The sequence below is a fragment of the Micromonospora sp. CA-248260 genome, from assembly GCF_050942205.1.
GTDB lineage: Bacteria > Actinomycetota > Actinomycetes > Mycobacteriales > Micromonosporaceae > Micromonospora > Micromonospora antibiotica.
Map to the genome: position 1 here is coordinate 6,016,422 of NZ_CP192021.1, position 23,780 is coordinate 6,040,201.

Annotated in this window: 20 protein-coding genes; 4 read left to right on the forward strand and 16 right to left on the reverse strand. The window is 75.2% G+C overall.

Annotated elements, in window-relative coordinates; all coding sequences use genetic code 11:
* The first annotated feature begins 67 nt into the window (after window positions 1-67).
* Both eccD and eccB read left to right on the forward strand, forming a co-directional pair.
* The gene (eccD, locus tag ACQP2H_RS25955) at window positions 68-1,444 is read left to right on the forward strand and encodes a type VII secretion integral membrane protein EccD (protein ID WP_363818897.1); all 1,377 of its coding nucleotides are present in this window, start codon (window positions 68-70) and stop codon (window positions 1,442-1,444) included.
* 7 nt (window positions 1,445-1,451) lie between these two features.
* Window positions 1,452-2,846, forward strand: a complete 1,395-nt coding sequence (gene eccB, locus ACQP2H_RS25960) for a type VII secretion protein EccB (RefSeq protein ID WP_433229220.1) — start codon at window positions 1,452-1,454, stop codon at window positions 2,844-2,846.
* A gap of 89 nt (window positions 2,847-2,935) precedes the next feature.
* On the opposite strand, the gene ACQP2H_RS25965 is transcribed toward eccB, so the two are convergent.
* Genes ACQP2H_RS25965 through ACQP2H_RS25975 form a run of 3 tightly spaced genes read right to left on the reverse strand, consistent with a single transcriptional unit; the run spans window position 2,936 to window position 6,373 of the window.
* The gene (locus tag ACQP2H_RS25965) at window positions 2,936-4,372 is read right to left on the reverse strand and encodes a S8 family serine peptidase (RefSeq protein ID WP_433229222.1); all 1,437 of its coding nucleotides are present in this window, start codon (window positions 4,370-4,372) and stop codon (window positions 2,936-2,938) included.
* 19 nt (window positions 4,373-4,391) lie between these two features.
* Window positions 4,392-5,372, reverse strand: coding sequence for an SMI1/KNR4 family protein (locus ACQP2H_RS25970; RefSeq protein WP_433229224.1), 981 nt, complete (start codon window positions 5,370-5,372; stop codon window positions 4,392-4,394).
* Window positions 5,369-6,373, reverse strand: a complete 1,005-nt coding sequence (locus ACQP2H_RS25975; RefSeq protein ID WP_433229226.1) for an SseB family protein — start codon at window positions 6,371-6,373, stop codon at window positions 5,369-5,371. Before ACQP2H_RS25975 ends, ACQP2H_RS25970 begins: the two co-directional genes overlap by 4 nt.
* A gap of 127 nt (window positions 6,374-6,500) precedes the next feature.
* Between ACQP2H_RS25975 and ACQP2H_RS25980 the strand changes: the two genes are divergently transcribed.
* Window positions 6,501-6,971, forward strand: coding sequence for a hypothetical protein (locus ACQP2H_RS25980; RefSeq protein ID WP_433229228.1), 471 nt, complete (start codon window positions 6,501-6,503; stop codon window positions 6,969-6,971).
* Window positions 6,972-6,990: 19 nt separating this feature from the next.
* Here the strand turns inward: ACQP2H_RS25980 and ACQP2H_RS25985 are convergent, their stop codons facing one another.
* From ACQP2H_RS25985 to ACQP2H_RS26045, 13 genes are all read right to left on the reverse strand, one after another.
* Complete coding sequence (locus ACQP2H_RS25985; RefSeq protein ID WP_433229229.1) at window positions 6,991-7,539, reverse strand: hypothetical protein; 549 nt, start codon at window positions 7,537-7,539, stop codon at window positions 6,991-6,993.
* Window positions 7,536-7,922 carry a hypothetical protein gene (locus ACQP2H_RS25990; RefSeq protein ID WP_433229231.1) on the reverse strand — a complete coding sequence of 129 codons (387 nt, stop codon included), beginning with the start codon at window positions 7,920-7,922 and terminating at the stop codon, window positions 7,536-7,538. The genes ACQP2H_RS25985 and ACQP2H_RS25990 overlap by 4 nt, the downstream gene beginning before the upstream one ends.
* Window positions 7,919-8,149, reverse strand: a complete 231-nt coding sequence (locus tag ACQP2H_RS25995; RefSeq protein ID WP_145921565.1) for a hypothetical protein — start codon at window positions 8,147-8,149, stop codon at window positions 7,919-7,921. The genes ACQP2H_RS25990 and ACQP2H_RS25995 overlap by 4 nt, the downstream gene beginning before the upstream one ends.
* Window positions 8,150-8,252: 103 nt before the next feature.
* Window positions 8,253-8,915, reverse strand: coding sequence for a hypothetical protein (locus ACQP2H_RS26000; protein ID WP_219464566.1), 663 nt, complete (start codon window positions 8,913-8,915; stop codon window positions 8,253-8,255).
* A gap of 123 nt (window positions 8,916-9,038) precedes the next feature.
* A complete protein-coding gene (locus ACQP2H_RS26005; protein ID WP_219464567.1) occupies window positions 9,039-9,698 on the reverse strand; it encodes a hypothetical protein in 660 nt (219 codons plus the stop codon).
* Between the two features lie 64 nt (window positions 9,699-9,762).
* The gene (locus ACQP2H_RS26010) at window positions 9,763-10,416 is read right to left on the reverse strand and encodes a hypothetical protein (RefSeq protein ID WP_433229234.1); all 654 of its coding nucleotides are present in this window, start codon (window positions 10,414-10,416) and stop codon (window positions 9,763-9,765) included.
* A complete protein-coding gene (locus ACQP2H_RS26015) occupies window positions 10,413-10,781 on the reverse strand; it encodes a hypothetical protein (protein ID WP_357535132.1) in 369 nt (122 codons plus the stop codon). The genes ACQP2H_RS26010 and ACQP2H_RS26015 overlap by 4 nt, the downstream gene beginning before the upstream one ends.
* Before the next feature lie 12 nt (window positions 10,782-10,793).
* Window positions 10,794-11,153, reverse strand: a complete 360-nt coding sequence (locus tag ACQP2H_RS26020; protein ID WP_219464570.1) for a hypothetical protein — start codon at window positions 11,151-11,153, stop codon at window positions 10,794-10,796.
* A 60-nt stretch (window positions 11,154-11,213) separates the two neighbouring features.
* Entirely contained in the window at window positions 11,214-20,813 is a 9,600-nt protein-coding gene (locus tag ACQP2H_RS26025) for a glycosyltransferase (RefSeq protein ID WP_433229236.1), read from the reverse strand.
* A gap of 48 nt (window positions 20,814-20,861) precedes the next feature.
* The gene (locus ACQP2H_RS26030; protein ID WP_208568082.1) at window positions 20,862-21,233 is read right to left on the reverse strand and encodes a hypothetical protein; all 372 of its coding nucleotides are present in this window, start codon (window positions 21,231-21,233) and stop codon (window positions 20,862-20,864) included.
* Window positions 21,226-21,627 (reverse strand): YbaB/EbfC family nucleoid-associated protein, encoded by a 402-nt coding sequence (locus ACQP2H_RS26035; RefSeq protein ID WP_219464573.1) that lies wholly within the window; start codon window positions 21,625-21,627, stop codon window positions 21,226-21,228. Before ACQP2H_RS26035 ends, ACQP2H_RS26030 begins: the two co-directional genes overlap by 8 nt.
* A gap of 109 nt (window positions 21,628-21,736) precedes the next feature.
* Window positions 21,737-22,027 carry a WXG100 family type VII secretion target gene (locus ACQP2H_RS26040; protein ID WP_088644222.1) on the reverse strand — a complete coding sequence of 97 codons (291 nt, stop codon included), beginning with the start codon at window positions 22,025-22,027 and terminating at the stop codon, window positions 21,737-21,739.
* A gap of 79 nt (window positions 22,028-22,106) precedes the next feature.
* On the reverse strand, window positions 22,107-22,466 hold the full coding sequence (locus ACQP2H_RS26045) for a WXG100 family type VII secretion target (RefSeq protein WP_244252578.1): 360 nt from the start codon (window positions 22,464-22,466) through the stop codon (window positions 22,107-22,109).
* 248 nt (window positions 22,467-22,714) lie between these two features.
* Between ACQP2H_RS26045 and ACQP2H_RS26050 the strand changes: the two genes are divergently transcribed.
* Complete coding sequence (locus ACQP2H_RS26050; RefSeq protein WP_219464575.1) at window positions 22,715-23,773, forward strand: WXG100 family type VII secretion target; 1,059 nt, start codon at window positions 22,715-22,717, stop codon at window positions 23,771-23,773.
* Window positions 23,774-23,780: the final 7 nt, after the last annotated feature.

Sequence of the window (23,780 nt, forward strand, 5' to 3'; positions counted from 1 at the left end):
GCGCGGACGCGTGGCACACGGGGAGGTGACCAGCGTGACGGCCCCGGGCGGTCTCAGTCTGGCCAGGGTGACGATCGCCGCTCCCCAGCGGCGGATGGACGTGGCGTTGCCCAACGGCATGCTCGTCGGGGAGTTGTTGCCGCACCTGCTCCGGCATGCCGGGGAGGGGCTCGGCGACGTCGGTGAGCAGCAGGGCGGATGGGTGCTCCGACGGGCCACCGGCACCCTGTTGGAGGCCACCCGCAACCTCGCCGTGCAGGGCGTCCGCGACGGCGAGCTGCTGCACCTCACGCCGGGCCGCGACGAATGGCCCGAGCTGGCGTACGACGACGTGGTCGAGGTGATCGCCAGCGGCGCGCGCCGGACCGGTCGGTCGTGGAGCAACGACGCCACCCGGCGGGCCGGGTTGACGGTGACCGCCGCGCTGCTCGGATTCGGGCTGTTCGCCCTGCTCGCGGTCGGCTCGCCGTGGCGGGCCCCGGGCCTGCTGGCGCTGGGGGTCGCGGCGCTGCTGGCGGTCGCCGGGCCGGTGTTGTCGCGGGCCGTGCCCGACGCGACCGCCGGTGCCGTGGTCGCCGCCGCCGGCCTGCCCTACGCCCTGCTCGGCGGGGCGTTGCTCGCCGCCCCGGACGGGGTGCGGATCGTCGACCTGGGCGCACCGAGCCTGCTGCTCGGCTCCGCCGCACTGCTGGTCTTCGGCATCGCCGGGTACGCGGCGGTGGGCGGTGTGCAGCGGCTGTTCATGGCCGGGGCTGCCGCCGGCCTGACCGGCGTGCTGGCCGCGCTGCTCTGCTACGGCGGGGTCTCCCCCGCCGGGGCGGCGGCGGCGACGTTGACCACCGTGATCGGTCTGCTGCCCGGTTACCCGTTGATCGCCGGTTGGTTGGGCAGGCTGCCGGTGCCGGAGCTGCCCGACCGGCCGGAGGAGATCCTCAAGGACCGGCCGGTGCCCGAGCGGGCGAGGGTCTTCGTGACGGTGGCGCGGGCCACCGAGCTGCTCACCGGGATGCTGCTGTCCGCGTCGGTCTGCGGCGCGCTCGCCATCGCGTTCCTGCTGACCGAAGACCGCACCCCGGCCGGCGTGTTGCTGGCGCTCTGCGGTGCCGGTGCGCTGCTGCTGCGCGGGCGGCTGTTCCCGACCGCCGCGCAGCGGGTGCCGCTGCTGGTCAGTGGCCTGTTGGGGCTGTCGGCGCTGACCGTCGCCGCGCTGCTGGCCACCACGTCGGGCGGTGACCGGATGCTGATCGGGCTCGGTGTGGTCGCCGTGGCGGCGGTGACCCTGGTCGCCGGCCTGCTCTACAGCCGTCGCCGACCGTCACCCTATCTGGGCCGGGCCGCCGACATCGCCGACGTGATCGCCATCATGGCGTTGATTCCGCTGGCCTGCGCGGTCATCGGCCTGTTCGGGGCGATCCGGGGGATGTTCGCCTCGATCGGCGGGTGAGGCGACGATGACGACCCGCCGCGACCAGCTCCAGTCCTACCAGTTCATGACCCAGCGGGTGATGTCCGCGTTCGTGATGCGCGAGACCGACCCGCAGCAGTCGCCGCTGCGTCGGGGCATCGGCGCGTTGTTCGGCGGCCTGATGGTGGCCGTCCTGGTCGCCGCCGGGGTGGGCATCTACGGACTGCTCACCAAGGTCGGCGGGGACAGTTGGCGCAAGCCCGGCTCGGTGGTGGTCGAGAAGGAGACCGGCGCCACCTACGTCTATCTGGACGGCCGGCTGCACCCCACGCTCAACTACGCCTCCGCGTTGCTGGCCGCCGGTCGCCCCGGCACCCCCGTGGTACGCGTCTCCAGCAGCACCCTCAGCGCGGTCCCCCGGGGCGTGACGATGGGCATCCCGAACGCCCCGGCCTCGCTGCCGGCAGCGGACCGGCAGGCGGGTCTGCCGTGGACGGTCTGCTCCGCCCCGGCGACCGACGACACCGGCCGTACCACCGACACGGTGACCCTGGCGCTGGCCGCCCGCCCGGTCGACGGGCGGGGCGTCGGCGACGACGGGCTGCTCGTCAAGGACGCCACGCTGGGCATGAACTACCTGGTCTGGCACGGTCGCCGGCACCTGGTGCAGGGTTCCCGGGTGGTCGTGCCCGCCCTGTTCGGGGCGGTCACCCCGACCCCCGTCGGCACCGCCTGGCTGAACGCGCTGCCCGCCGGGGTCGACCTCGCCGCCCTGCCCGTCGCCGACCGGGACGACCCGTCCCGGGAGGTGCCCGGCCGCCGCAACGGTGACGTGCTGGTCACCCAGACCGCTTCCGGCCCGCAGCACTACCTGGTGCTCACCGACGGGGTCGCCCCGATCACCCCCGTGCAGCAGGCCATCCAGACCGGCCAGTCGGGGCGGCAACCGGTGCCGGTCGCCGTCTCCGCAGTCACGGCGCTGCCGAAGAGCGGGCAGCTACCCCGCCCGGCGGACCGGGGCCAGCCGCCCGCCACCCCACCGAAGCTGCTCGGCCCGGAGCCGGGCCAGCAGCTCTGTGCCGCCACCTCCGACGCCGGCACCCCGCCGGAGCTGACCGTGGGCGGCACGCTGCCCGGCGCGGACCGGGCCGCGCCGACCGGTTCCGTCTCCCCGGACGGCGTCCCGCTCGCCGACCGGATCGCCGCCCCCGCCGGCCGGGTCACCGTGCTGAAGCTGCTCGGCAGCCCCGGGGCCTACAGCATCGTCACCGACCTGGGCATCCGGTACGCGGTGCCGTCGGCCGAGGCGTTGCGCCTGCTCGGCTACCCGGCGGAGGGTGCGTTGGTGGTGCCACCGAGCCTGACCATGCTGGTCCCGACCGGCCCGACCCTGGACCCACGGGGCGCGGTCCGTCCCGCCCCGGTCACCGTCGGGGGCTGACCGACCCCACCGGGCGTACCGGCCCGCCCGACCGCTGTCCCCGGGCGGCCCGCCCCCGGCGGAGCACGGCCCTGAACTGCGGGCGGTGTTCATCGGCCGGGGCCGGGTTCCGGGTCGTCGAAGAGCTGCACCGGGGGGCCCGGTTCGGTGGGCTGCGCCGACCGGGCGGGTGCCGGCGCGACGGCGGCCCGCCACCGGCGTCGACGCACCCTGGGCAGGGTCAGTGCGACCGCACAGATCACCAGGACGGTGCCGAGGGCGAGCACGGCACCGGCCAGCGCGATCCGCCGGCTCTCCCGCAGCGCCGGGTCGGGCCGGTCGACGGCAGGCCGGAACCGGGGCAGCGGGGCAGGTCCGGCCTGCGGCAGCAGTTGGTCGTTGAGCGCCCCGTACGGGTTGACCGTGCCGTGGCCGTACTCGGCGCGGTCGGCGCCGGGAACCGCCGTCACCGTCAACAGCCGGACCAGTTCGCTGCGCGGCGCACCGCCCCGCTTGGCCAGGGTGAGGGCGACCGCAGCGGCCACGAACCCGCACGCCAACGCGGTGCCGTCGGCGGCCTCGACCAGCCCGCTGCCGCGCTGGGTGGTGGTGACGGCGACGCCCGGCGCGACCAGGTCCAGGTACGGCCCGTACTGCGATTTCGGCCACCGCCGCCCGTCCGGGCCGATCGCCCCGACGGCGAGGACCTCCGGGTAGCCGGCCGGGTAGGACACCGGGTTGCCGTCCCCGCCCCGGTCGCCGCTGGCACCCACCACCAGCACACCCCGGACGACGGCCCGCCGCACCGACGTCCGCAGGGCCGCGCTGTCCCGGTCGGCGGCCACGGTCACCGCGACCACCCGGGCACCCCGGTCGACGGCCCAGTCGATGCCCCGGGCCAGCACCCCCGGGTCGATCGGGGCGGCACCGAACGCCCGGTCGTCGACCACCCGTACCGGCAGCACCCGGGCGCTCGGCGCGAGCCCCGCGAACGGCGACGGGCCGGCCTGCCGGGCGACGATCAGCCCGGCCACCCGGGTGCCCTGGCCGGTGCAGTCGGTGTCGGCCCGACCGCTGCCCCGGACCGCGTCGTAGCCGGGCTCGACCCTCCCCCGCAACTGCGGGTGGTCACCGTCCACTCCGGAGCCGAGCACCGCGACGGTGACCCCGGCACCCTGGCTGAACGGCCACACCTGTTCCGGGGCGAGCACCTGCTGGGCCCAGGACGGCGCGGCGACCTGCCCACCGGCCTGCGCACAGTCGGGTGCCGCCGCAGCGGGCGGCACCGGCCCGGCCAGCAGTCCGGCGGCGAGCCCGACGACCACCCCACCCGCCACCCGACGCCGGCCCGACCGGGCCGGGCCGCCCGTCGCCGGCCTGCCGGCCGCCGGGCCACCCGACCAGGTCACGCCGCCGGCCGCCGGGCCACCCGACCGGGTCACGCCGCCGGCCGCCGGACCGCCCGACCGGTGCGGGTCGGCGATGACCGTCCGGCCCCGTGCCTGCGTGGCGTCCGGCTGTCGCCCGCGCCGTCCGTACCCCGTCATGTGTTCCTCCGTCCCGGCCTCACGCCGCCGGCTGCCGGCGGGCCGGCGGCAACGCCGACCCGGCCCGCTCGTCCACGACCCGGGTCACCCGCCCCCCGGCCACCGCCTCCACGGCCAGGTCACGCAGCGGACCCGGCACAGCCCGCAGGGCGTGCCAGAAGACGCCGAAGCTGTCGGCGCAGCGGTGCAGCAGCCGGTTGCCGACGTCGGCGGCGGTGTCGTCGTCGCGGGCCCGGGGGTCGTCGTCGTCCCAGTACCAGACCGACCCCTCGTCGCCGCCGGCCACCCGGACGGCGAGCAGCCCACCCTGCACGTGCCCGACCGCCAGCCAGTCGGCGGTGAACCGGTCGGTGAACCAGGCGTTGGCGTGGCACAGGTCCTGCATCCGGTCGGCGCGGGCCACCCCGAAAAGCGGCTGGTCGACCACGAAGCCGAACCGGGGGTGCACCGCCGGCCAGTCCGGCCAGCCACCGTTGGTGCGGGCCAGGAAGTCCCGGTAGCCGCCCGGCAAGGCGAACCCGAGCCGCTGCTCGACGCGGGCCACCGCCGGTGGGCTGAGCCGTTCGGCGAACCGCAGCGGCGGCGGCGTGGCGGCGTCCACCGGCAGCCCGCGCCGCCGGGGGTCGGCGTCGCCGGTGCCCACCCCGCCCAGGTGCCGCAGCGCCGCGTGCAACTCCGCCGGCACCAGCGCGACCCGCCGGCTGCGTGCCAGATGCGCCCAGACCCACCCCGCCGGGGTACGCCCGGACGCGTCCGGGTCGGCCGGGTCGGGTACGGCCAGGTTGGCGGTGAGCACGTCCAACACCCGGGCCGCGTCCACCCCGATGCCCGGTGGCAGTGGCGGCAGCTCGACCACCGCCCGCGCGTACGGCGTCCAGTCCGGAAAGCCGTACGGGTCGACCGGCACCCCCTGCCGGTAGCGGACCCGCAGCATCGGCGCGACCGGATGGACCACCCCGAAGGCGTACCGGGCACCGGGGATCAGCGTCGCCCCGCTCACCGGCCCCACCCGGCATCGGCCGGCCGCCCGGCGACGGCCCCGGCGGAGTTCGGGTCGTCGGTGGCGGCCCCGGCGCGGGTGACCTCGTCGGGGCCCGTCTCGTCGGGGGTGGGCCAGAGCAGGAGGAACGGCACCTGGTCGGCGGGGACGGTGATGCCGGCCGGGGAGTCCGGGTCGACGGCCAGGGCGTACCCCGGCGGCCAGACGGTGAGCAGGGCGGCCATCGTGGCCCGCAGGCTCGGCGTGCCGTCCGGGTAGGCCCGCGCGAAACGTTCCGGGGCGGTGAACACCTCGATCACCGGCGTCTCCCCCGCGTCGACCGCACGCCACGGGAAGTCCGGGTCGACCAGCCGGGCCGGGTCGGGCACCGGGGCACCGGTGGGGAGCACCACCAGCGCGTCGAGCAGCGCATCCAGGTAACCGACGGAGTCGCCGCGCTCGGCCGCGTCCCGCAACAGCGCGGCGGTGTCCGGCTCGTCCGCCGGGCCCGGGGCGGGTGCCGGTGGGGCGGTCGCGGCAGCCGGATCGTCCGGCCCGTCGGCGGTCGCGGCGGCGATCTCGTCGTCGGCCGCCGCCTCGGCCAGCTCGGTGAGCAGCTCCGCCCCGGCGGGCACGGCCAGCTCCCCGTCCGCCGCCGCCCGGACCGCCTCCACCGGCAGGTACGCGTCCAGCGGGGTGCCCGGGTTGACCGCCAGCCGCCACCCGGCCACCGGCCACCGCTCGCACAGCTCGTCGTACCCGGTCACGGTGTACGCGTCGGCGACCCCGGCGACCTGCGGCACCATCGCCTCCAGCGAGGTGAACACGGGCAGGAACGGCTGTCCGAAGAGGTCCATCGTGACGAACCGCTGACCGCCGTCGGCCGGGTCGTCGGCACGCAACTGCGGCAGGAACAGCTCGGCCCGGGTGAGGATGCGGAAGAACCCGGTGCGGTCGTCGTCGCGCGCCGCGCGCAGCAACGCCCGTTCGGTGTCGTTGGCCGGCTGCCACGACTCGTCCACGACGGGTCTCCTTCCCTGCCCGGTGCCGACCTGAGCCTAGCGATGTCCCGCCGGCGGGCGGGACCCACAGGGGCGCACGCTAGGCTACGGGCCGGTCGCCGTCCGCCGCCGTTGCGCAGGAGGTTCCATGCGACGTGTCGCCGCTGTGGCCGCTGTGGCCGCCACTGTGGCCGGTTGTTCCGCCGGCCCGTCGCCCGCTCCCGCACCGGCCCCGGTGGAGTACGTCGTCACGCTCACCGTCGAGGTGGTCGGCGGCGGGGGTGGGCTGTTCGGGATGGCGGTCACCTGGGGGCACAGCGCGCTGAAGACACAGTCCGCCACCAGCCTGACCTGGGCCTGGTCCCACGCGGTGACGCTGCGTCATCCCGACGTCGAACGGGTGTGGGTGTCGGCGACGCCGCAGGCCCGGCCGGGGGTCGACGAGCGGTTGGCGTATGCCGGCGGGATCCCGACGTTGCACTGCACGATCCTGTTCGACGACCGGATCGTGCAGGACCAGACCAGCATCTCCCCGACGTGCGTGGCGAACCTGTCGGCCAGCACACCGGCCGGCAGGGCCGCCACCCCCGCGCAGCGGTCGGGCGGCACCGCCGACTGACCGCGTCCACCCCGACGGCTCAGCCCAGGCGGCGCATCGCCCCCACGTACGCCGACCGCACCGCGACCAGCCGGCCGGCCCGGAACCGCCCCGGTTCCCGCTGGTAGAGCGTGCGGCCCAGCGCCGTCCAGACCGCCGTGAACGGCACCCGGGCCCCGCCGGGCGGCACGAACTTCACCACCTCGTCGAGCGCGGCGACGGCGGCGGTCAGTCGGGACCGGCACCGCCCACGGTCCGCCTCCGGCAGGGTCCGCGCCCCGGCCGGCACCGCCCGGGCGTGGTTCTCGGCCACCCACAGCCACTCCCCGGCGTCGATCAGCCGGGACGGCTCCGGGCCGCCGTACCGGAAGCCCTCCTCGACGCCGACGGGCGCGGCGGGCAGCCGGAACAGGAACTCGCGGGCCGCGCCGCACCCCTGGCACGCGCCGGTGTAGCGGCGGGCCAGGTCGCCGTCGGGCAGGGTGAGTACGGTGGAGGCGCGCGGGAAGCGCCCCTGCCCGCAGCCGCACGGTTGCAGGTCCATGTAGAGGTGGGCCTCGTGGGTGGACCGCGCGGCCAGCGGTGTCACGCCGGGCTCCACGGCATGTGGTCGAGGTGGAAGTCGCGGACCACCTCGATCCGGCGACGACGGAACCGCCCCGGTTCCCGCTGGTAGACCGTCCGCCCCCGGGTCGACCAGAAGGCCGCCTCCGGCACCGCGTCGCCGGTCTCAGGCAGGAACTTACGGACCTCCTCCAGGGCGGCCACGGCGGCCCACCGCAGGTCCGCCGCTTCGGCGTCGGCGCCCTGCCGCTCGGCCACCTCCGCCGCCTCCCCGCACCAGTCGGCGACGAGCAGCCACTCACCGGGGTCGAGCAGGGCGGACGGCTGCGGGCCGCCGAACCTGCTGCGGGGGTGCGGACCGGCGTCGGCGGGTGCCGTCCAGGTCCGGACGGCGGGCAGCAGGGTCACTCGGTGTCCCGGTAGTGGCCGGTGTCCGGGTCGAGGCCCATGATCTCCCGGGCCTGGCGCATGTACTCGCGCTGCGCCTGTGCCGACGGCGGCCGACGCTGCGCCGAGTCGGCGCCCTCGGGGGTGAAGTCGGCGTCGTCCACCTGGTGCGTGGCCTGCCACCGGGCGTGCAGGTCGGCCAGGTCGCGCAGCCGGCGCTGCCGCTCCGGGTCGTCGGTCATCGCCATCGGGTCACCTCCGGATGCCGTCCGCCGCCGGGCGGACCGCCCGCCCGGCCCGACGGGCCGGGGCTGGTCTCTGCTGGCCGGCCGGTTCCGGCGGTCCGACCGGTCACGGCAGCGGACGCTCCACCCGCTCGGCGACCGTCTCCCGGACCCAGGTCGCCGCCCGGTCCGGTCCACCCGTCACCGTCCACCGGTACACGTCCACCGCGGAGCGGATCTCCAACAGGTAGTGGTTGTGCGAGAAGAACCGCAAGGTCCAGCCCCCGTCCGGGTCGGGCACGAACGTCGGGGGCGTCACCGCAGGCGCGTCCGGCACCGCGAGCACGTGGGTGAAATGGTCCGGGTCACGGATCAACCAGCCGGCGCGGGTGCCCTCGGTCACCGAGAAGGGGCGCACCACCGAGCCGTCGATCGTCCATGCCGAGCACAGCTCACCCAGCAGCTCCGCGTACGCCGACGGCTCCAGCCCGGCACCCACCCGGCGGCCCAGCTCGGCCATCACCCCGGGCCGGTTGAGGTGCAGCGTCCCGCCCGACGTGGTGCGCAGCAGGCCATGGGTGACGAACATGGGTTGCCGTGCCGCCACCACCCGGACCGCCTCGGCCAGCCAGTCCGCGTCGACGACGGCCCACTGTGCCGGCCGGGCCCGGTAACGGAACCGGTCGGTCTTCACGGTGACCGACTCCGGGCCTACCCACACCTGTCCGGTGGCCTCGTCGGGGGCCAGCACGTACCGCTGGAGCGCCCCGGTCGTCCACTCCGTGTCCACCAGCAACCTCCCCGTCCGGCCGTCGGCGCACGTCATTCTGCCACCCGACCCGCCAGGCGTCGGCCCGCGCGGCGCCCTGCCGGGTTCACCGCGTCCTGCCGGCGTCACCGCCGCCGTCGTCGTTCAGGCGAGCGGCAGCCGGGTGCCGACCGTCCGGCGTGACCAGGACGCCGGTCCGGCCGGGTCACCGGTCACCTCCCACTCGTGGACGTCGACCGCCGCCGCCAGCGCCTCCAACAGGTGGTAGTCGTGCGACCAGAAGCGCAGCGTCCAGCTTCCGTCGGCCCGACCGGCGAACGTCGGGGGCCCGACCGGGGGTGCCGACGGCACCAGAAAAGCGGTGCGGAAGTGGTCCGGGTCGCGGATCAGCCAGCCCGGCGGGAACCCGGGGGTCGCGGAGAACGCGTACCCGAACCGGCCGTCGGGCGTCGCGCCGGAGTGGAGGACGGCGAGCAGTTCGGCGTACGCCACCGGATCGAGGTCCACCCCTACCCGTCGGCCCAGCGCCGCCATCGTGGCCGGCGAGTTCAACACCACGCCCTCGCCGGCACGGGGGAACAGCAGGCCGAAGGTGGTGGTCACGGCACCGTTCGTGCCGACCACCTCGATCACCTCGTCGACCCAGCTCTCCCGCGCCACCGCCCAGTCCGCCGGCCGCGCCTCGTAGCCCATCTGGGCCGTCTCCAGCCCCAGCAGGGCCGGCCCGCCGAACGTACGCCTCACCCGTTCGTCGCCGGTGAAGACGGCACGTTCGAGCATGTCGATCACCCGTCGGGTGTCCATCCACTCCTCCGTACCTGGCTGGGGTCGATCGGCGGGCCGGTGCGCCCGGTGGCGGGCACGCCGGTCACGACGGCACCCAGGGCACCCGGTTGAGGTAGAGGTCCAGCAGGACCTGCAACCGGCGACGCCGGAACCGGCCGGGTTCCCGGTGATAGACCGTACGGCCCCGCACCGACCAGAACGCCGACTCGGGTACGGCCTCCCCGTCGGCCGGGAGGAACTTGCGCACCTCCTCGATCGCGGCCACCGCGGTCCACAGTGAGTCCGCCGCCCCCGTGTCGTCGCCCCGGGCATCCGACGACGACCATGCCTCGACACACCAGTCGGCGACGAGCATCCACTCGCCGGGGTCGAGCAGCAGGGAGGGTCCATCCCCACCGAACCGGGTCCTCGGACGTGGCCCCGGCGGGGCCGGTCCGTCGCCATCCTCGGAAACCTCGAACAGGAACTCCCGGTTCTCGTCGCAGTCGGCGCAGCGGCCGGCGTACCGGTGAGCCCGCCGCGACCGCACCGTCACGGGCCCGTCCCGCCAGGCGGTTTCCATCGAGCCGCAGCGCGGGCAGGGGTGCAGGTCGAGATAGATGTCGGCCTCGTCCCGGGTACGCAGCGCCGGCAGCAGCACCACGCCGCCCTCGTCGTGCGGGTTCCCGACCGAACAGGAACCCGTCGACGCGCCCTCCGGCTGCCGCCGGTCGGGTTCTCCACCGGCCGGGGTCATCGGTCGGTACGGCGACGCAGGTCGTCGGCCAGCTCGCGGGCCAGCACGCTGAGCGAGCCGTCGGAGCGGACCGGGCCACAGCTGAATCCGGGCCGGACCCGGGCCGCCAGTTCCCGCAGCATCGCCGCGACGACCAGGCCACGGGCGCTCGACATCGACACCAGCCCGGGGGCGGCCCGACCGAGCCGTTCCTCGGTCGGGCGTCCCGCGTCGACAGTCGCCCGCCACTGGGCGGCCTTCTCGTCGAGCCCGACCCTTCGCGCCGTCGTACGACCGCCGGCGTCCCGCTCGTAGTCGGGCCAGATCAGCAGCTCCCGGGTGGGGTCGGCCGGTGGGACCGGGACGGTCAGGTCGTCGTCGCTCATCGCCACGTCCCCTCAGTAACCGGTGCCCGACTCAAGGTGCCGGGCGAGCCGCGTCGCCAGCTCCGCCAGCGAGTCGTCGGCCCGCACCGCCGGCGTGGACCTCCCGGGCTCGACCCTGGCCGCGAACTCCTCCAGCAGGGCCGCCACCACGTGCGCCCGCGCGGTCGAGAAGGCGATCACGTCGCCGCCCTCCTCCGGCGCGTCCACCGTCGACTCGGCCGCCCGGCCGGACTCCAGGGCCCGCCGCCACAGGTCGGCCGCCTCGGCCAGCCCGATGGGCCGCCGTACGCCGGGCCCGTCGCCGGCCGGCCCGTGGTCGTACTGGCAGAGCAGGTGCGCGGCGGCGTCCCGGTCCGGATCAGCGTCGGTCATCAGGCTGCGCCCTTCCCTCGTCGACACCTGCACGGTCGGCCGGTCGGCTCCGTCCCCACGCTAGCGGCCCGACGCCGGACGGTCGACGTCGGGAGACGGCACGTCGGGCGTCGGCACGTCGGGCGTCGGCACGTCGGGCGTCGGCACGTCGGGCGTCGGCACGTCGGCGTCGCCGTCGTGCCCGGACCCGGTGCCGGCGGAGTCCGGGCGGGACCCGGCATCCGGACGGGACACCGGCCCCGGGTGGGACCCGGCTTCCGTCGGGCGTGACAACACCTCCAGCAGCTCCCGGGCCGCGTTGCCCGGCGGATACCTGACGTCGAGGTAGCGGCGCAGGTCGAGCGCCCGGTCACGCTGGGTCGACAGCTCGCCCAGGAGCCGCTGCACGTGCTCGGCCCACACCGGGACCCGCTCGTCGGCCACCCGGTCCAGCAGTGCCCGCTGGTCCGCCGGGTCGACCGTGCCGTCCGGGCGGGTGATCGCCGCGAGTCCGCTCCGCCACGCGGCGACGGTGACCCCGTCCCGTACCGTGGCCGCCTCGCCCAGGGCTGCCGGCACGTACCTCGGGTCGCCGAAGAACAGGCCCGCGCCGGTGCCCTCGCCGACCAGCACGGGCACCCCGGCCCGGGCGGCCTCACTGGCCACCAGGCCGAAGCCCTCGTGGATCGACGGCATCAGCACCAGGTCGGCGGTGTACAGGTCGGTCATCAGCTCCGGGCTGCCCGGTTTCACGAACGGCAGCACCCGGATCTCGGTCCCGGCGAGGTGGGCGAGCCGTTCGGTCTGCGCCGCGACGTCGGCGGGGGGCGCACCGCGCACGGTGAGCCGGACGTCGACCCCCTCGGCACGCAGGTGACGGATCAGCTTCGCGGCGAAGTCGATGCCCTTGATCGGGTCGGTGGCGCGCCCCTGGACGACCAGGTCGAAGCCCACCTTGTCGGCCGGCCGGACGGCCGGCTCGCCCGGCAGGCGGGGCATGTCCGAGACGATCTCGTGGGTCCGGGGCGGGTGGGCCGTCCCCTCACCGGCCAGCCGGGCCGCCTCCTGACCGAGCAGCGGACCCAACCCGGTCACCAGGTCGGCACCGGCCATCAGGCGACGTTCCGTCTCGGCGTGTCCGAGACCCTCACCCGGGTTGCCCCGCAGACCGTCGAGCACCTCCGGCGCGGTGTGCAGCACGTGGACGTAGCGGGCCCCGGGGTAGAGCTGCTCCACCAGCAGCCGGGCCACGCCACCGCTGAACCGCGAGTGGCCGACCACGACGTCCACCTCGGGCGGCAGGTTCTCGAAGAGCATCAGCAGCGCCCGCGTGTCGGGCCGGCCCTTGGCGTCCAGCACCCCCCACACCGGCCGTACGCCCGTCACCTCCAGGTTGTCGGCGACGCGTTCCCGGACCAGTTCCGGCTGGTCAGGGTCGACCGCGGACACCCGCGCGTGCACCTGCGCCCCGGCCGCCGCGAACGCCTCGGTCAGCTCCCGGTTGGCCGTCGGCACCCCGCCGAGCTTCGAGTGCCACTCGGTGCAGGTGGTCATCACCCGCAGCCGCCCGGCGGTCTCCCCGCTCGGGGCCGGGTTCCGACGTACCACCTCGTACGGGGAGAGTTCGCCGAACCAGTCGCCGTCGGCGACCCGGCCGCCCCGCACCCCGGCCGCCGCCAGGCCGTCGTGCACGACCTGCGCGGTCACCTCCGGTCCGAACCGTCCGGTGAGGTGCCGCCGCAGCTCCAGCGCGCGCTCGCGGCCGGCGACGGCGTGGTCGGTCAGCCCCTGGACGCGGTCCGCCCAGGCGGTGGGGGCGGACCGGGGTTCGTCGACCACGGAGTCCCGACCCAGGCCGGCCGGGACCCGGTCGGGGTCGGTGAGCAGCCGGCCGGCACCGGTCGCGCCGTCGACCAGGACGGGGACGCCGTGCTCGGCGGCGAGGACGAACCCGGGGTCGTAGCCGCCCCGGGACGACGCCAGCACGACGTCCGCCGCGTGGAACGTCGCGGTGACCGCTTCCGCCTCCGTCGGCAGCGCACGGACCTCCACGAACGTGCCGGCGAGCGTGCTCAACTCCCGGCTCAGCACCTGCCGCACGCCGGGGTCGGACTCCACACTGGTCACCACCAGCCGGGCACCGTCCAGACCCCGGGACCGCAACTCGGCCACCACCCGGGCGGCCTGGCGGTGGGCGGCCGAGTCGCCGTCGTACACCAGGAGCCTCGGGCCTGCGCCGGGGCCGTCACCGGCGGGCGGCACCGGACGGGGCACGAACCCCGGCGTCACCTCGCGGATCTCCGGCATCCGCCCGCCCAGCCCGGTCAGCCCCTGCCGCAGCCCGTCCGCCACGTCCGGGCCGACGGCCACCACCAGGTCCGCCCGGGACAGCACCCGCAGGTGTTCCGGGTCGGTCGGCACCCGGTCGAGGAGCTGCACGACCGTGGCGTCCGGATAGGCGTCCCGCCGGACGTCCGCGATGCCCGCCGTCTGCCCGTGGCCGACCAGCACGTCCACGTCGCCGGGCAGCCCGTCCGGGCGCAGCAGCGGGCTCAGCGGCCCGGTGACGCCCGGGACGGGATCGGCGCCGAACACCCGCACCCCGGGGGCCGGCGTGAACGGCTGTGCCCCCGGCACCCGGATCCTCAGCTCGTCGCCGCGCCCACCGAGGGCCTCGGCCACCCGGTGCACCGTCCCGCCGGGGGCGACCCCCTCGGCGAAGCCGAGCATCCGCAGCGTCGGAGTCCGGGCCGGCGGGTCGGCGCCGACGAGCGCCTCCCGGCCGGCGTCGCTCAGCCGCCCGTCGAGCAACCGCAGCCGGGTCGCCAGGCCCGGATCGTCCGGGTGCAGCCCGAGATGGTCGCGCAGGGCCCGCAGTTCGGTGCGGGCGTACGCCGCCTGCGCCGGGTCGTGCAGCAGGTCGGCCAGCACCTCCGCCTCGGCCAGCCGGCCCAGGTCGTGCGGGCTCAGGCCGACGCCGTCGGCCAGCGCCCCGGGGGTCAACGCGTCCGGGGCGAACGGGTCCAGCCCACCGGCCGCCCGCTCGCTGATCGCGGTCAGCTCGGCGGCCTCGTGGGCGACGGCCCGCGCCACGGTGACGTCCGCCGCCCGGTCGGACAGTTCGATCCGCCACCCTCCCCCGTCCGGCGGGACGGTGCCGTGCGGCAGGTCCCGGCCGGCCACGTCGACCGGCACCGACCGGGCCACCGCGCCGTCGGGCAGCGCGTCCGCCGGCACGGCGGTCAACTCCAGCCGTACGTCCCGCAGCGGGCTGTCGGCCGGCAACCGGCCCATGGTCTGCCGCAGGGCGTCGTCGCCGAGCTGCCGTACCAGCTCCGGCTCGGGGGTGTCCCGGCCGTACCCGTGGAACTGCGCGTCGGGGACGCGGGCCGCGGTGACCGGCGGATGGCCGCCGCTGAGCAGGCCGTGGATCGCCGACGGGTCGGGCACCCGGGGCAACCCGACGGTGTACGCCGAGCGGGGGTGCAGCGGGCCGGTGTCGCTGACCGGCTTGACGCCCTTCCAGTCCGCGCCGAGCAGGGCCCGCTTGCCGATCCACGAGGCGTCCCGCCCCTGGTGGTGTTCCCCCCAGCCGGCCTGGCTGATCTCGAACGGGGTCGGATACCGGCTGCTGCCGAAGGGGTGCCGGGCCGCCCGGTCCAGGATCTCCCGCCCCGCCTCCCGCTGCCGGTACGCCTCGGCGAGCACCCGCTGCGGATCGGTGGTGCCGTAACGCGCCCGGAGCCGGTCGGGGTCGACGGGGCCGTCGGTGGGGCGGCCGGCCAGCGCGATGTCGGCGTCCACCTCGCGCAGTTCGGCCCGGAGCCGGTCCAGCACGGCGTTCGCCCGGTGCCCGGTGTCCGGCGCCCAGTCGTACCCGTCGCGCGCCCACGCGTACCCGCCGACGGTGGAGGCGGCGTGCACCTCGATCCGCTGCACGCCCGACTCCCGGTACCAGTCCTCCAGGTAGGCGTTCCACTCCCGGGCGAAGCCCCGACCCTGCACACTCTCCGCGAGCCGCAGCGAGGTGTGCTCCACGAAGAGACTGCCGTCGTGGTCGCGCTGGAACACCCGCACGACCCGCCCGACGCTGCCACGTTCCGGATCGACGATGTCGGCCCGGACGATCACCTGGTCCCGGTGCACACCGACGCTGTACTCGTCGGCCAGGTCGACGCGAATCCGCAGGCCGGCGAACTCACGCCCGTCCAACTGGGCGGCGACCTCCGCGCGGACGACGTCCGACCAGGCCGCCACCTCCTCGTCGGAGGAGGGGAGCAGTTCGTCCAGCGACGGTCGGCGGTCCTCCTGCCGCCACCGACGGTCGGTCCAGAGCTCGTCGTGACGGGAGTGGTCGCGTCCGTCGACGTGCGGAGAGTCCTGCGGCTGGGGAGCCTCGGGGACCGGTTCCAACTGGTGGACGGGATACCCGCGCCGGGCGAGGTCGGCGTCGAACCGGTCCAGCTCCGCACGCAGCCGTGCCTGGTCGATCGGGTCCGTCGCGGCACGCAGCTCCTCCAGCGCGTACCGTCGTTCCTCGGCGCGTAGCAGGGTGGCGGCATCCACCGCCGGGCCGGGCGGGCGCAGCCCGCCCCGGGCGGGTCCGGCCTCCCCCGTCGCCTCCCGGTGCGACCGGGAACCGTCGGAGGCCCACGGTCGCGGCTCGCCGGGAGGCTGCCGGTCGACCGGTTCCGACCACCCGGCCGGAGCCCTCTGCGGATCGTCGCCCCGGGGCCGGCCCTGCCCCTCCGGGGCCGGCGGAGGTTCCTCCGTCGACCGGAACACACCGGCGACCCGGTCGACGATGCGCCGCAGCCCACCCCGGGGCCGTTCGGGGGCCGGATCGGACGGGTGGAACCCGGGACGGTCCGCCCGGCCCCCGGGACCCCACTCCGCGAGCGGCGGGGGTGCGGCGGGGTCCTGGTGAACGGTCGGGGCAGAGCCACCCCGGTCACGCAGGGGCGGTTCCACCCGCGCCGCCTGTTCCCTGCCCAGGGCGTCCAGGTCGAGGCCGAACCGTTCGGCGACATCACGGCTCATCGGGCCGTGGAGGGTTCCCTGTCGCCGCTGCTCCGCCAGGGGGTGGGTGGCCTCCTCGATCGCCTGCCGCGCTCGTTCCACGAAGCTCTCCGGCGGCAGCTCGGCGAGCCGCCGGAGCATGTCCGGGGAGAGTGCCGACCGGCTGGTGGGCGCGACGTAGCGGCTGGTTACGTACTCCTGGAGCTGCCGGGGGGTGAGGTCGGCCAGCGACCGGTAGCCGTCGGAGCGCGGCAGGCGCGGGTCTGCGGAATGGTCGGCCGAACGGAATCCGGCGAGCCCCCGCAGGAACTGCTGCTGCACGGTGAACGCCTGGAACTCACCCTCGAAGCGGAGGCTGACCAGGACTTCGTCCCGCGCGGTACGCGGAAGCCGGCCCTCGGCCACCGCTTCGAGCAGGTGCGACCCGATGTGGTCCGGGTTCGGTTGGAGGCGGTGCATGCCCTCGTGCAGCACGGTCGCGGCGAGGGCACTGATCGGTCGCGGCTGCCCGCCGTCCTCCGCAGCGACGAAGGTCAGCCCGTGCCGGGAGTCGAAACCGCCACGCGCACCCTGCGCGATCCACTGTTCGAGGGCGGGCGTGTACGCCTCGGCCGGCACCAGGGCGCGGGCGGAGTCGGGGTCCTTCGGGATGACGCGTTCGAAGGTGTCGGCCGCGTGCCGCTCGAACGCCGGCCCGAGCACGTCACCGATCTTCGCCACCGCGATCGCCTGGTCGATGACGTGGAACCGGTGGGTGACCGGGTCCACGCTGACCACCCGGTGCGCCATCTCGACGGAGTTGAGCGGGTCCACCCCGTCCAGGTCCCGCCAGCCCGGGTCGGCGTGTTCCCCGCCCCGGGAGAAGTCCCGCCAGTCGCGGTAGCGGTCGGCGTACCCGTCGACCGCCCGGCTCAGCGCGCGTACCTCCCGCACGACGTCACCGAGCGGGCCGCCGTCGCGGGCCCGGTCGGCGGCCGCCTGCAACCGGTCGGCCTGCCCGGCCACCGCGTCGAGGTCGGCGAGCCGGCCGGCGACCGCCGCCTGCGGGTACCGGGCGAGCAGGTGCTCCTTGGCTCTGCCCACCAGCTCGTGCACCTGCTCGGGCAGTTCCGCGCCGGTCCGGGTGCGGTGGGCGGGGAAGTTGCCGCTCGGCGCGAGTTCCTGGCTGATCGGCAGCTCGTCGCCGGCCCGTGACGGCCCGTCCGACGGCACGTCGACGGTCCGGGGTGTGGCGGTATCCGGCACGGCGGCGGGTGGTGCGGCGTTCGGGTCGGCCGGGGTGCGCTGCGCGACCAGCGCGGTCGTCTCCGCGCGCAGCCGGGCCACCACGGCGTCGATCTCCGCCTGGCTGCGCGGCAGGTAGGAGCCGTCCTGCTGGCGTACCGCGAGGTGTTCCCGGGCCCAGTCCCGCAGTTGCCCGGGGGTCGCCGGGTCGCCGGCGAGCAGGCCGCGCACGGTGTCCGGGGTCAGCGGCGTCGGCGGTGCCGGCGCGGGGGCGGTGGCGTCCCGGAAACCGACCGCGTCGGCGTCCAGCACCGGCGGGTCGGGCCGCACCGGTGCCTCCAGCGCCGCAAGCGACGGCTCCGGCGGCGTCCGCGCCGGTCCGGGTCGCGTCGGCCCGTCCGGCGGCGTCGCCCCGTCCCGTCCCCCTTCCGGTACGCCCTCCGCCGGCACGCCCTCCGCCGGCACGCCCTCCGCCGGCACGCCCTCCGCCGGCATCCCGGACCGGCCGGGCTCGACGGGACGGTCGAGCACCTGGTGGATCTCGTGGTGGAGGGTGCGCCAGGCGTCGCCGAGTTGCCTGTCGACGAAGGCGGCCCGCGCGGCCGGGTCGGTCGGCAGGTGCTCCGGCAGGACGACCCCGGCCGGGTCCCGCTGCACCCACTGCCCGTGCTCGACCATCATTCCCGGCCGCAGCACCACCGGTTGCCCAGGTGGTAGCGCCGAGTTGACCTGGAGCACCACCCCGACGCGGAGCCCGTCCGGGTACTCGACGGTGAGCAGCCGGGACGACTCGTCCCAGCTCGCCCGGTGCGGCTGGTCCACCGGCCCGGCGGCCCGGCCGGCCAGCAGCTGACCGACGTGCCCGTCGAACGTCGACCGCACCACCTCGGGCAGCGGCACCGAGGGCCCGATCGGGTGCGACCCGGCCGGCACCAGCTCGACCGGGACGTGTCCCTGCGCTACGCCGCGTAGCTGCCCCCCGGCGGCCAGCTCGCCGTTTCGGCCTGCATCCGCAGGATCCTGCCGTACGCCTTCCGGTACCGCATGTCCGCCGGCCCGTCCAGGACCGGCCCCTTCCGGGACCCCTTCTGGATGACCAGCCGACGGTTCTTCTCCGGGTAGCCGAACCTGTACTCGATCTCCCGACTGTCCTCCCGGACCAGTTCGAACTCCACCAGAATCGCCATCACCGGTTCTCCTCGGCCACGAGTTGTCCAGGTCCTCTCCGGCCCGGCCGGGCGCGACCCGCTCCCAGTCGGCCCGGTCGACCCGGCCCCCGCCGCTGGCCGGCCCACCGTCCCCTGTGGTCGGCGACGACTCGGTGCGGACGGACGGTGGGGGCGGGCCGTCAACCTGGTCACGGCGGACCAGGTCAGGGTCGTGACGGGCCGGGTCAGGATCGTGACGGGCCGGCTCAAGGACGGGACGGACCAGATCAGGATCGTGACGGGCCGGGTCAGGGTCGCGGCGGGGCGGGTCGGCGTCGGGGCGGGTGGGGCTGCCGTCGGGTGGACTTCCGCTGCGCTGCGGCGGGGTGTCGGCAGTCGCCGACCGGGTGGTCTGCTCACCGGCAGCCCACTCACCGGCCGGCCGGAGCGGCCCGGCAGGTCGCACTCCCCCCTCCGGGCTGCGTACCGGTGTCGGGTGGGCGGGCTGGCGCGGGCCGCCGCCGTCCCCGCCTCCGGTGCCGCCCACCAGGTCGGTGCGTTGCGGCAGGTCGGCCGGGGGCAGCTCGGGTCGCGGCGGGTGCGGGCCACCCGGGCCGCCGGGGGTGGGCCCGTCGCCGTCGACCACCGTCGGGTCGGGCGACCGGACGCCGTCGCGGGCGAGCACGGTGCCGTCGGCGGCGATGGCCCCGCCGTCGAACCGTTGGCCGTCGCCGTCGACGTGGGCCCAGATCGCGCCCCGTTCGCTGTAGGTGACCCGCAGGCCGGCGGCCCGGTCGACGGCGGCCATCCCCTCGGGGAGCACCATCACGTCGCGCCCGATCCGCAGGTTCGTACCGCCGACCCGGACGGTGTCCAGTTTGTTCTGCGCACCGAAGATGACGCCGGCCTTGGCCCCCTCCGCGCCGCCGTGCAGCGCGTTCTGCAGGTCGAACTTCCCCTGCGCGGCGTCGGTCGCGCCGGTCACCAGGGCGCCGGTGACCCCACCGCCGATGACATGGCCGGGGATGCCGCCGAACATGGACGCCCCGAACAGCCCACCCTGGACGGTGGAGACGCCGAGCTGACCGAGGTCGAGGCTGGCCCGTTCGCCCCCGGCGATCTGGTACATCTGGCCCAGCAGGTTGCCGCCGCCCATGAATCCCGCCCCGAACGCCACCCGCTGACCCAGGTACCTCGTCAGCTCCCGGCCGAAGGTGGTGGTGGCGATCTCACGGGTCGCGTACTGGCTCAGGGTGGCCCGGCTGAGCTGCTCGAACGCCTCGGTGCCGGCCAGGCGTACGCCGCCACGGGTGGCGAGGTCGGTGCCGACCCGGGCACCGAACTTGCGCAGCAACTGTTCCTCGATCTCCCGGGCGAGCTGGTTGCGGGCGGCGAGCAGGCTGCGCCCGGCCAGCCGTCGGGATTCCAGCCCGGCCTCCCGGCCGAGTTGACGCAGCAGTTCCCGGTTGGTGACGCCGCGCAGCCACTGACCGGCCATCCGGTCGGCGACCGACCGGGCGATGACGTTGCGCGGCAGGGTGTTGCGGGCCAGGGTGCCGGCACCCTGCCGGATCACCGTCGGCAGGGTCTGCCGGACGAAGGCGGGGACCTGGGTCCGCGCGAAGCGCGGCAGCTGGGTGGTGACCAGCCGGGGGACCTGGGTGCGGACCAGGTTCGGCAGTTGGGTCCGCACCAGGGTCGGCAGGGTACGGGTCAGCAGCGCGGTCACCTCGGCGAGGGCGGCGCGGACGGAGATGCTGCCGATGGCCCGTACGGCGTTGGTGGCGGCGGCCCCGATCGCGGCCCGGCAGGCGGCGAACGCCCCCGGGATGCCGGCGGTGGACAGGCCGAGCGACGGGATGGCGGCGGCGACCAGCATGAACAGCGAGACGGCGAGCATGATCAGGCCGAGCAGGGCCATGAACTTCATCAGCTCGACCTGGAGGCCGAAGCTCTGTACCGCCTCCTCCATGGACGCGAGGGTGTCGACCGTGCCGGCGAGCGACTCCAGGTAGGACAACCATTCCCGGGTGAACACCTCGGCGGCCCCGTCGCCGCTCCAGTTGGTCAGGATGCCGTCGGCGGCGTGCACCGCCTCCTCGTAGAAGGCCGCGAGTTCCTGCGTCGCGGCACCCCAGGCGTCGGAAAGCTCATAGACGGCGTCGATGTCCGACTCGGGGATCTTGCCGATGAGGATCTCACCGACGGTGGAGCGGACGCCCGGGATGGCGGCTTCGAGGTCGGAGAACCACTCCAGGATCTCGGCGAGGGCGTGGTCACTCTCGCTCACGCGGGGTCCTCCCCGGCACCGTCGGGTCCCCCGGCCGGCCGCCTCGGGTCAGCGCCGGCCACCGGCCCGGTCGATGTCGGTGGCGTTGTCGTCGTCGGTGCCGGTGTAGCTCCACATGGCGTCGGCCACGTACGCGCCGAGCTTGTCCATCGCCTCGCCGAGCTTGGGCACGGTGGCCTTGATCGCCTCGTTCATCTGCTGCCCACCACCGCCGGAGACCTCGACCGACTTGTGGTACGTCTTGAGGAACTCCTCGGTGAACTCGTCGCGCGGCAGCGTCCCGGGCGCGGCCTCCAGCGTGGTGATCGCGCCGAGCTTGCCGTCCATCGCGGTGGACATCGACTGCCCGTTGATCCGGAGCCGGTTGGCGATGCCGAGGATGTCGGCGACGCTCGTCCTGATCTCGACGAAGCTACTCATCGTCGTCCCCCTTCAGGCGCACGTCGGCGTCGTGGCTGTGCAGCAGCTTCTCCAACTGGGCCCCACCGGGGGACATCCGGCGCAGGTCGGGGGCGATGCTGCCGTCGAGGATCTCCTTGGACTGCTCGGCGGCGTCCTCCACGGCGAGCCGCACGGTCGCCACGATGGTGGCGGCCAGCGCCTTGGAGTTGGGGTTGCGGAACACCCGCGGGTCGATGTCCAGCTCCAGCAGGTGCCCCCGGGGGCCGACGACCGCCTTGACGGTGCGGTCGTCCGACCAGGCGGTGCCGGTCACCCGGAGCATCCGACGCTGCACGTCGTCCATTCCGGACCAGGCCTTCTTGAGGTCACCGATCATGGCGGTCAACGCGCCGAAGTTCGGTCGTTCCTCCATCGTCCCTCCCCCGAGGTCCCTTCCGCCGGGCAGCCTAACCGGGCCGACCCGGCCCCGGCCGCCCCGCCGGTCCGACGCCCTCCGGCCGGGAGGGCGTCGGACCGGACGGTCACATACCGGCGGCGATCTGCTGGTCGACCTGCTGCATCCGCTCGGCCGACGCGCCGAGCTTCACGCCGACCCGGGTCAGCGCCTCCTTGATCTCGGTGGCGCCCTGGTTCCACTTCTGCCGGGCCTCGTCGCACGCCTGCCCCGCCGGCCCCTGCCAGTCCTGCGCGAAGAGCTGGGTGAACTGGGTGTAGAGGTCCTGGAGGCTGCCGTCCATCTGGCCCTGGTAGGTGCCGATGGCGGTGGCCACGTCGGAGATCTGGGCGAAGTTGTAGGTGATGGGACTGCTCACTGGGGGGTCACCTTTCGCTGGTCACAGCGGCACGGGTCGCCCGGGAGGGTCGACGCGGCCGCGGCGGATACCGGCGGCGTCAGCCGCGCAGGATGCTCATCACGCTGGCGTCGCCGGTCTCGGCGGCGGCCTGGCGGATCTCGGTCGCGGCGTCCTCGTCGTTCATGCCGTACTGGGTGGCGGCGCTGGTCATCTTGCCGGACAGCTCGTCGAGCGCCGAGATGATCTTCTTCAGGCCGTCGTTGAGCTGCACGGAGACGTCCTGAAGCGCGTTGTTCGCCGAGCCGCGCATGCCGCTGCCGCCCAGGGCCTGCACCCGCTCGATGAGCCGTGCCATGCCCAGCGCGAGGCCCTCTCCGGTGTCGTTGCAGCGCGTCGCCATCTGGTTCAGCTGATCCTGGGTGGCGTGAACCTGACCCAGTCCAGGAGTGTCGGTCAAGGTGGACTCACCCGCTCCTCTGCTTGCGCCCCCCGGTCAGGGAAGCGTCCCCTCGATGGTGGTGGCCGTCGTGGCCGACCCTGACGGTAGCGCCCCGTAACGAATCGGGCTACCTCACTACGTCCAGAGTGGCTGGTCGGGGTAGCGACAGCGGCGATACCGGGTCCCGGCGGTGGTCGGCAGCGGTTACGCTCGGGGCGTTTTCCGGTGACACTCGGGCGGGGGCCCGCCGCACCAGGGGAGGTTCGGTGGCCGAGGACGACGGCAGCACGGGCGGCAGCAACCCGTACCAGCACGAGACCGAACAGAACACCCGGACCGACTGGCTGGGCGATCAGAAACCCGTCGACGTCGATCCGGACGGGCTGGTCGACTACGGCAAGAACATGGTCGTCATCCAGGAGAACCTGCAGAGCCACGGTGGCCGGTTGAGCCAGCTCGGCCAGTTGCCGCATCGCGCCTGGGAGGGCGCCGCGCTACCCGAGGGCGTCTACGTCCGCACCCAGCTCACCCTGAACTACGCCGAGTTCCAGCAGTACCTGACCTACCTGGGTGCGGCGCTGACCAACATCGGCATGGCCGCGCAGACGGTGGCGGACGCCTACGCCAACACCGACGGCTGGTCGGCGGCCTCGCTGGACGCGGTCCGGTTCGCCTTCGGCGAGGCCGACGCGCCACGTCCGGCCGGGCTGCCGCCGTTCGTCTCCGGCAAGACCTGGTGGGACCAGTACCTCGAAACGGTGTCGAGCGGTCAGGCCAACGCCGCGCCGACCCCCGAGCAGTTCGTCGACCAGGGTCAGCCCCGGGTCGCCCCGGACGGCAGCATCACCTTCACCGCGCTCGGCCCCGGCGGCGTGGTGCGCACCATCGTGCAGCGGTCGTTGCCCGGTGGCGTGGGCACCGAGACGGTCACCACCACGGCCGACGCCACCGGCAAGGTGCTCGACAGCAGCACCAGCCGGACGACCACGGTCGTCACCGGCAACTCGACGGTGGTCACCACCACCAACACCGACGCCGAGGGCCGGCGCACCGGCGGCAGCCGGGAGACCACGTCGTACGGCGTCGACGGCGGTCACACGGTGACCAGCGAGCAGCTCGACGCCGGGAACAAGCCGACCGCCACCCGGGTCGACGCGCAGCACGCCGACGGGACGCACACGATCACCACGACCGACGGCAAGGGCACCGTCACGCAGGAACTGCACATCGGTCAGGACACCGAGGGCGTGGACCCGGCCGAGCTGACCGACTCCCCCGCCAAGCGGGCGCTGGACGAGATCAAGCAGCACGACTACGGCATCTGAGCCCGGG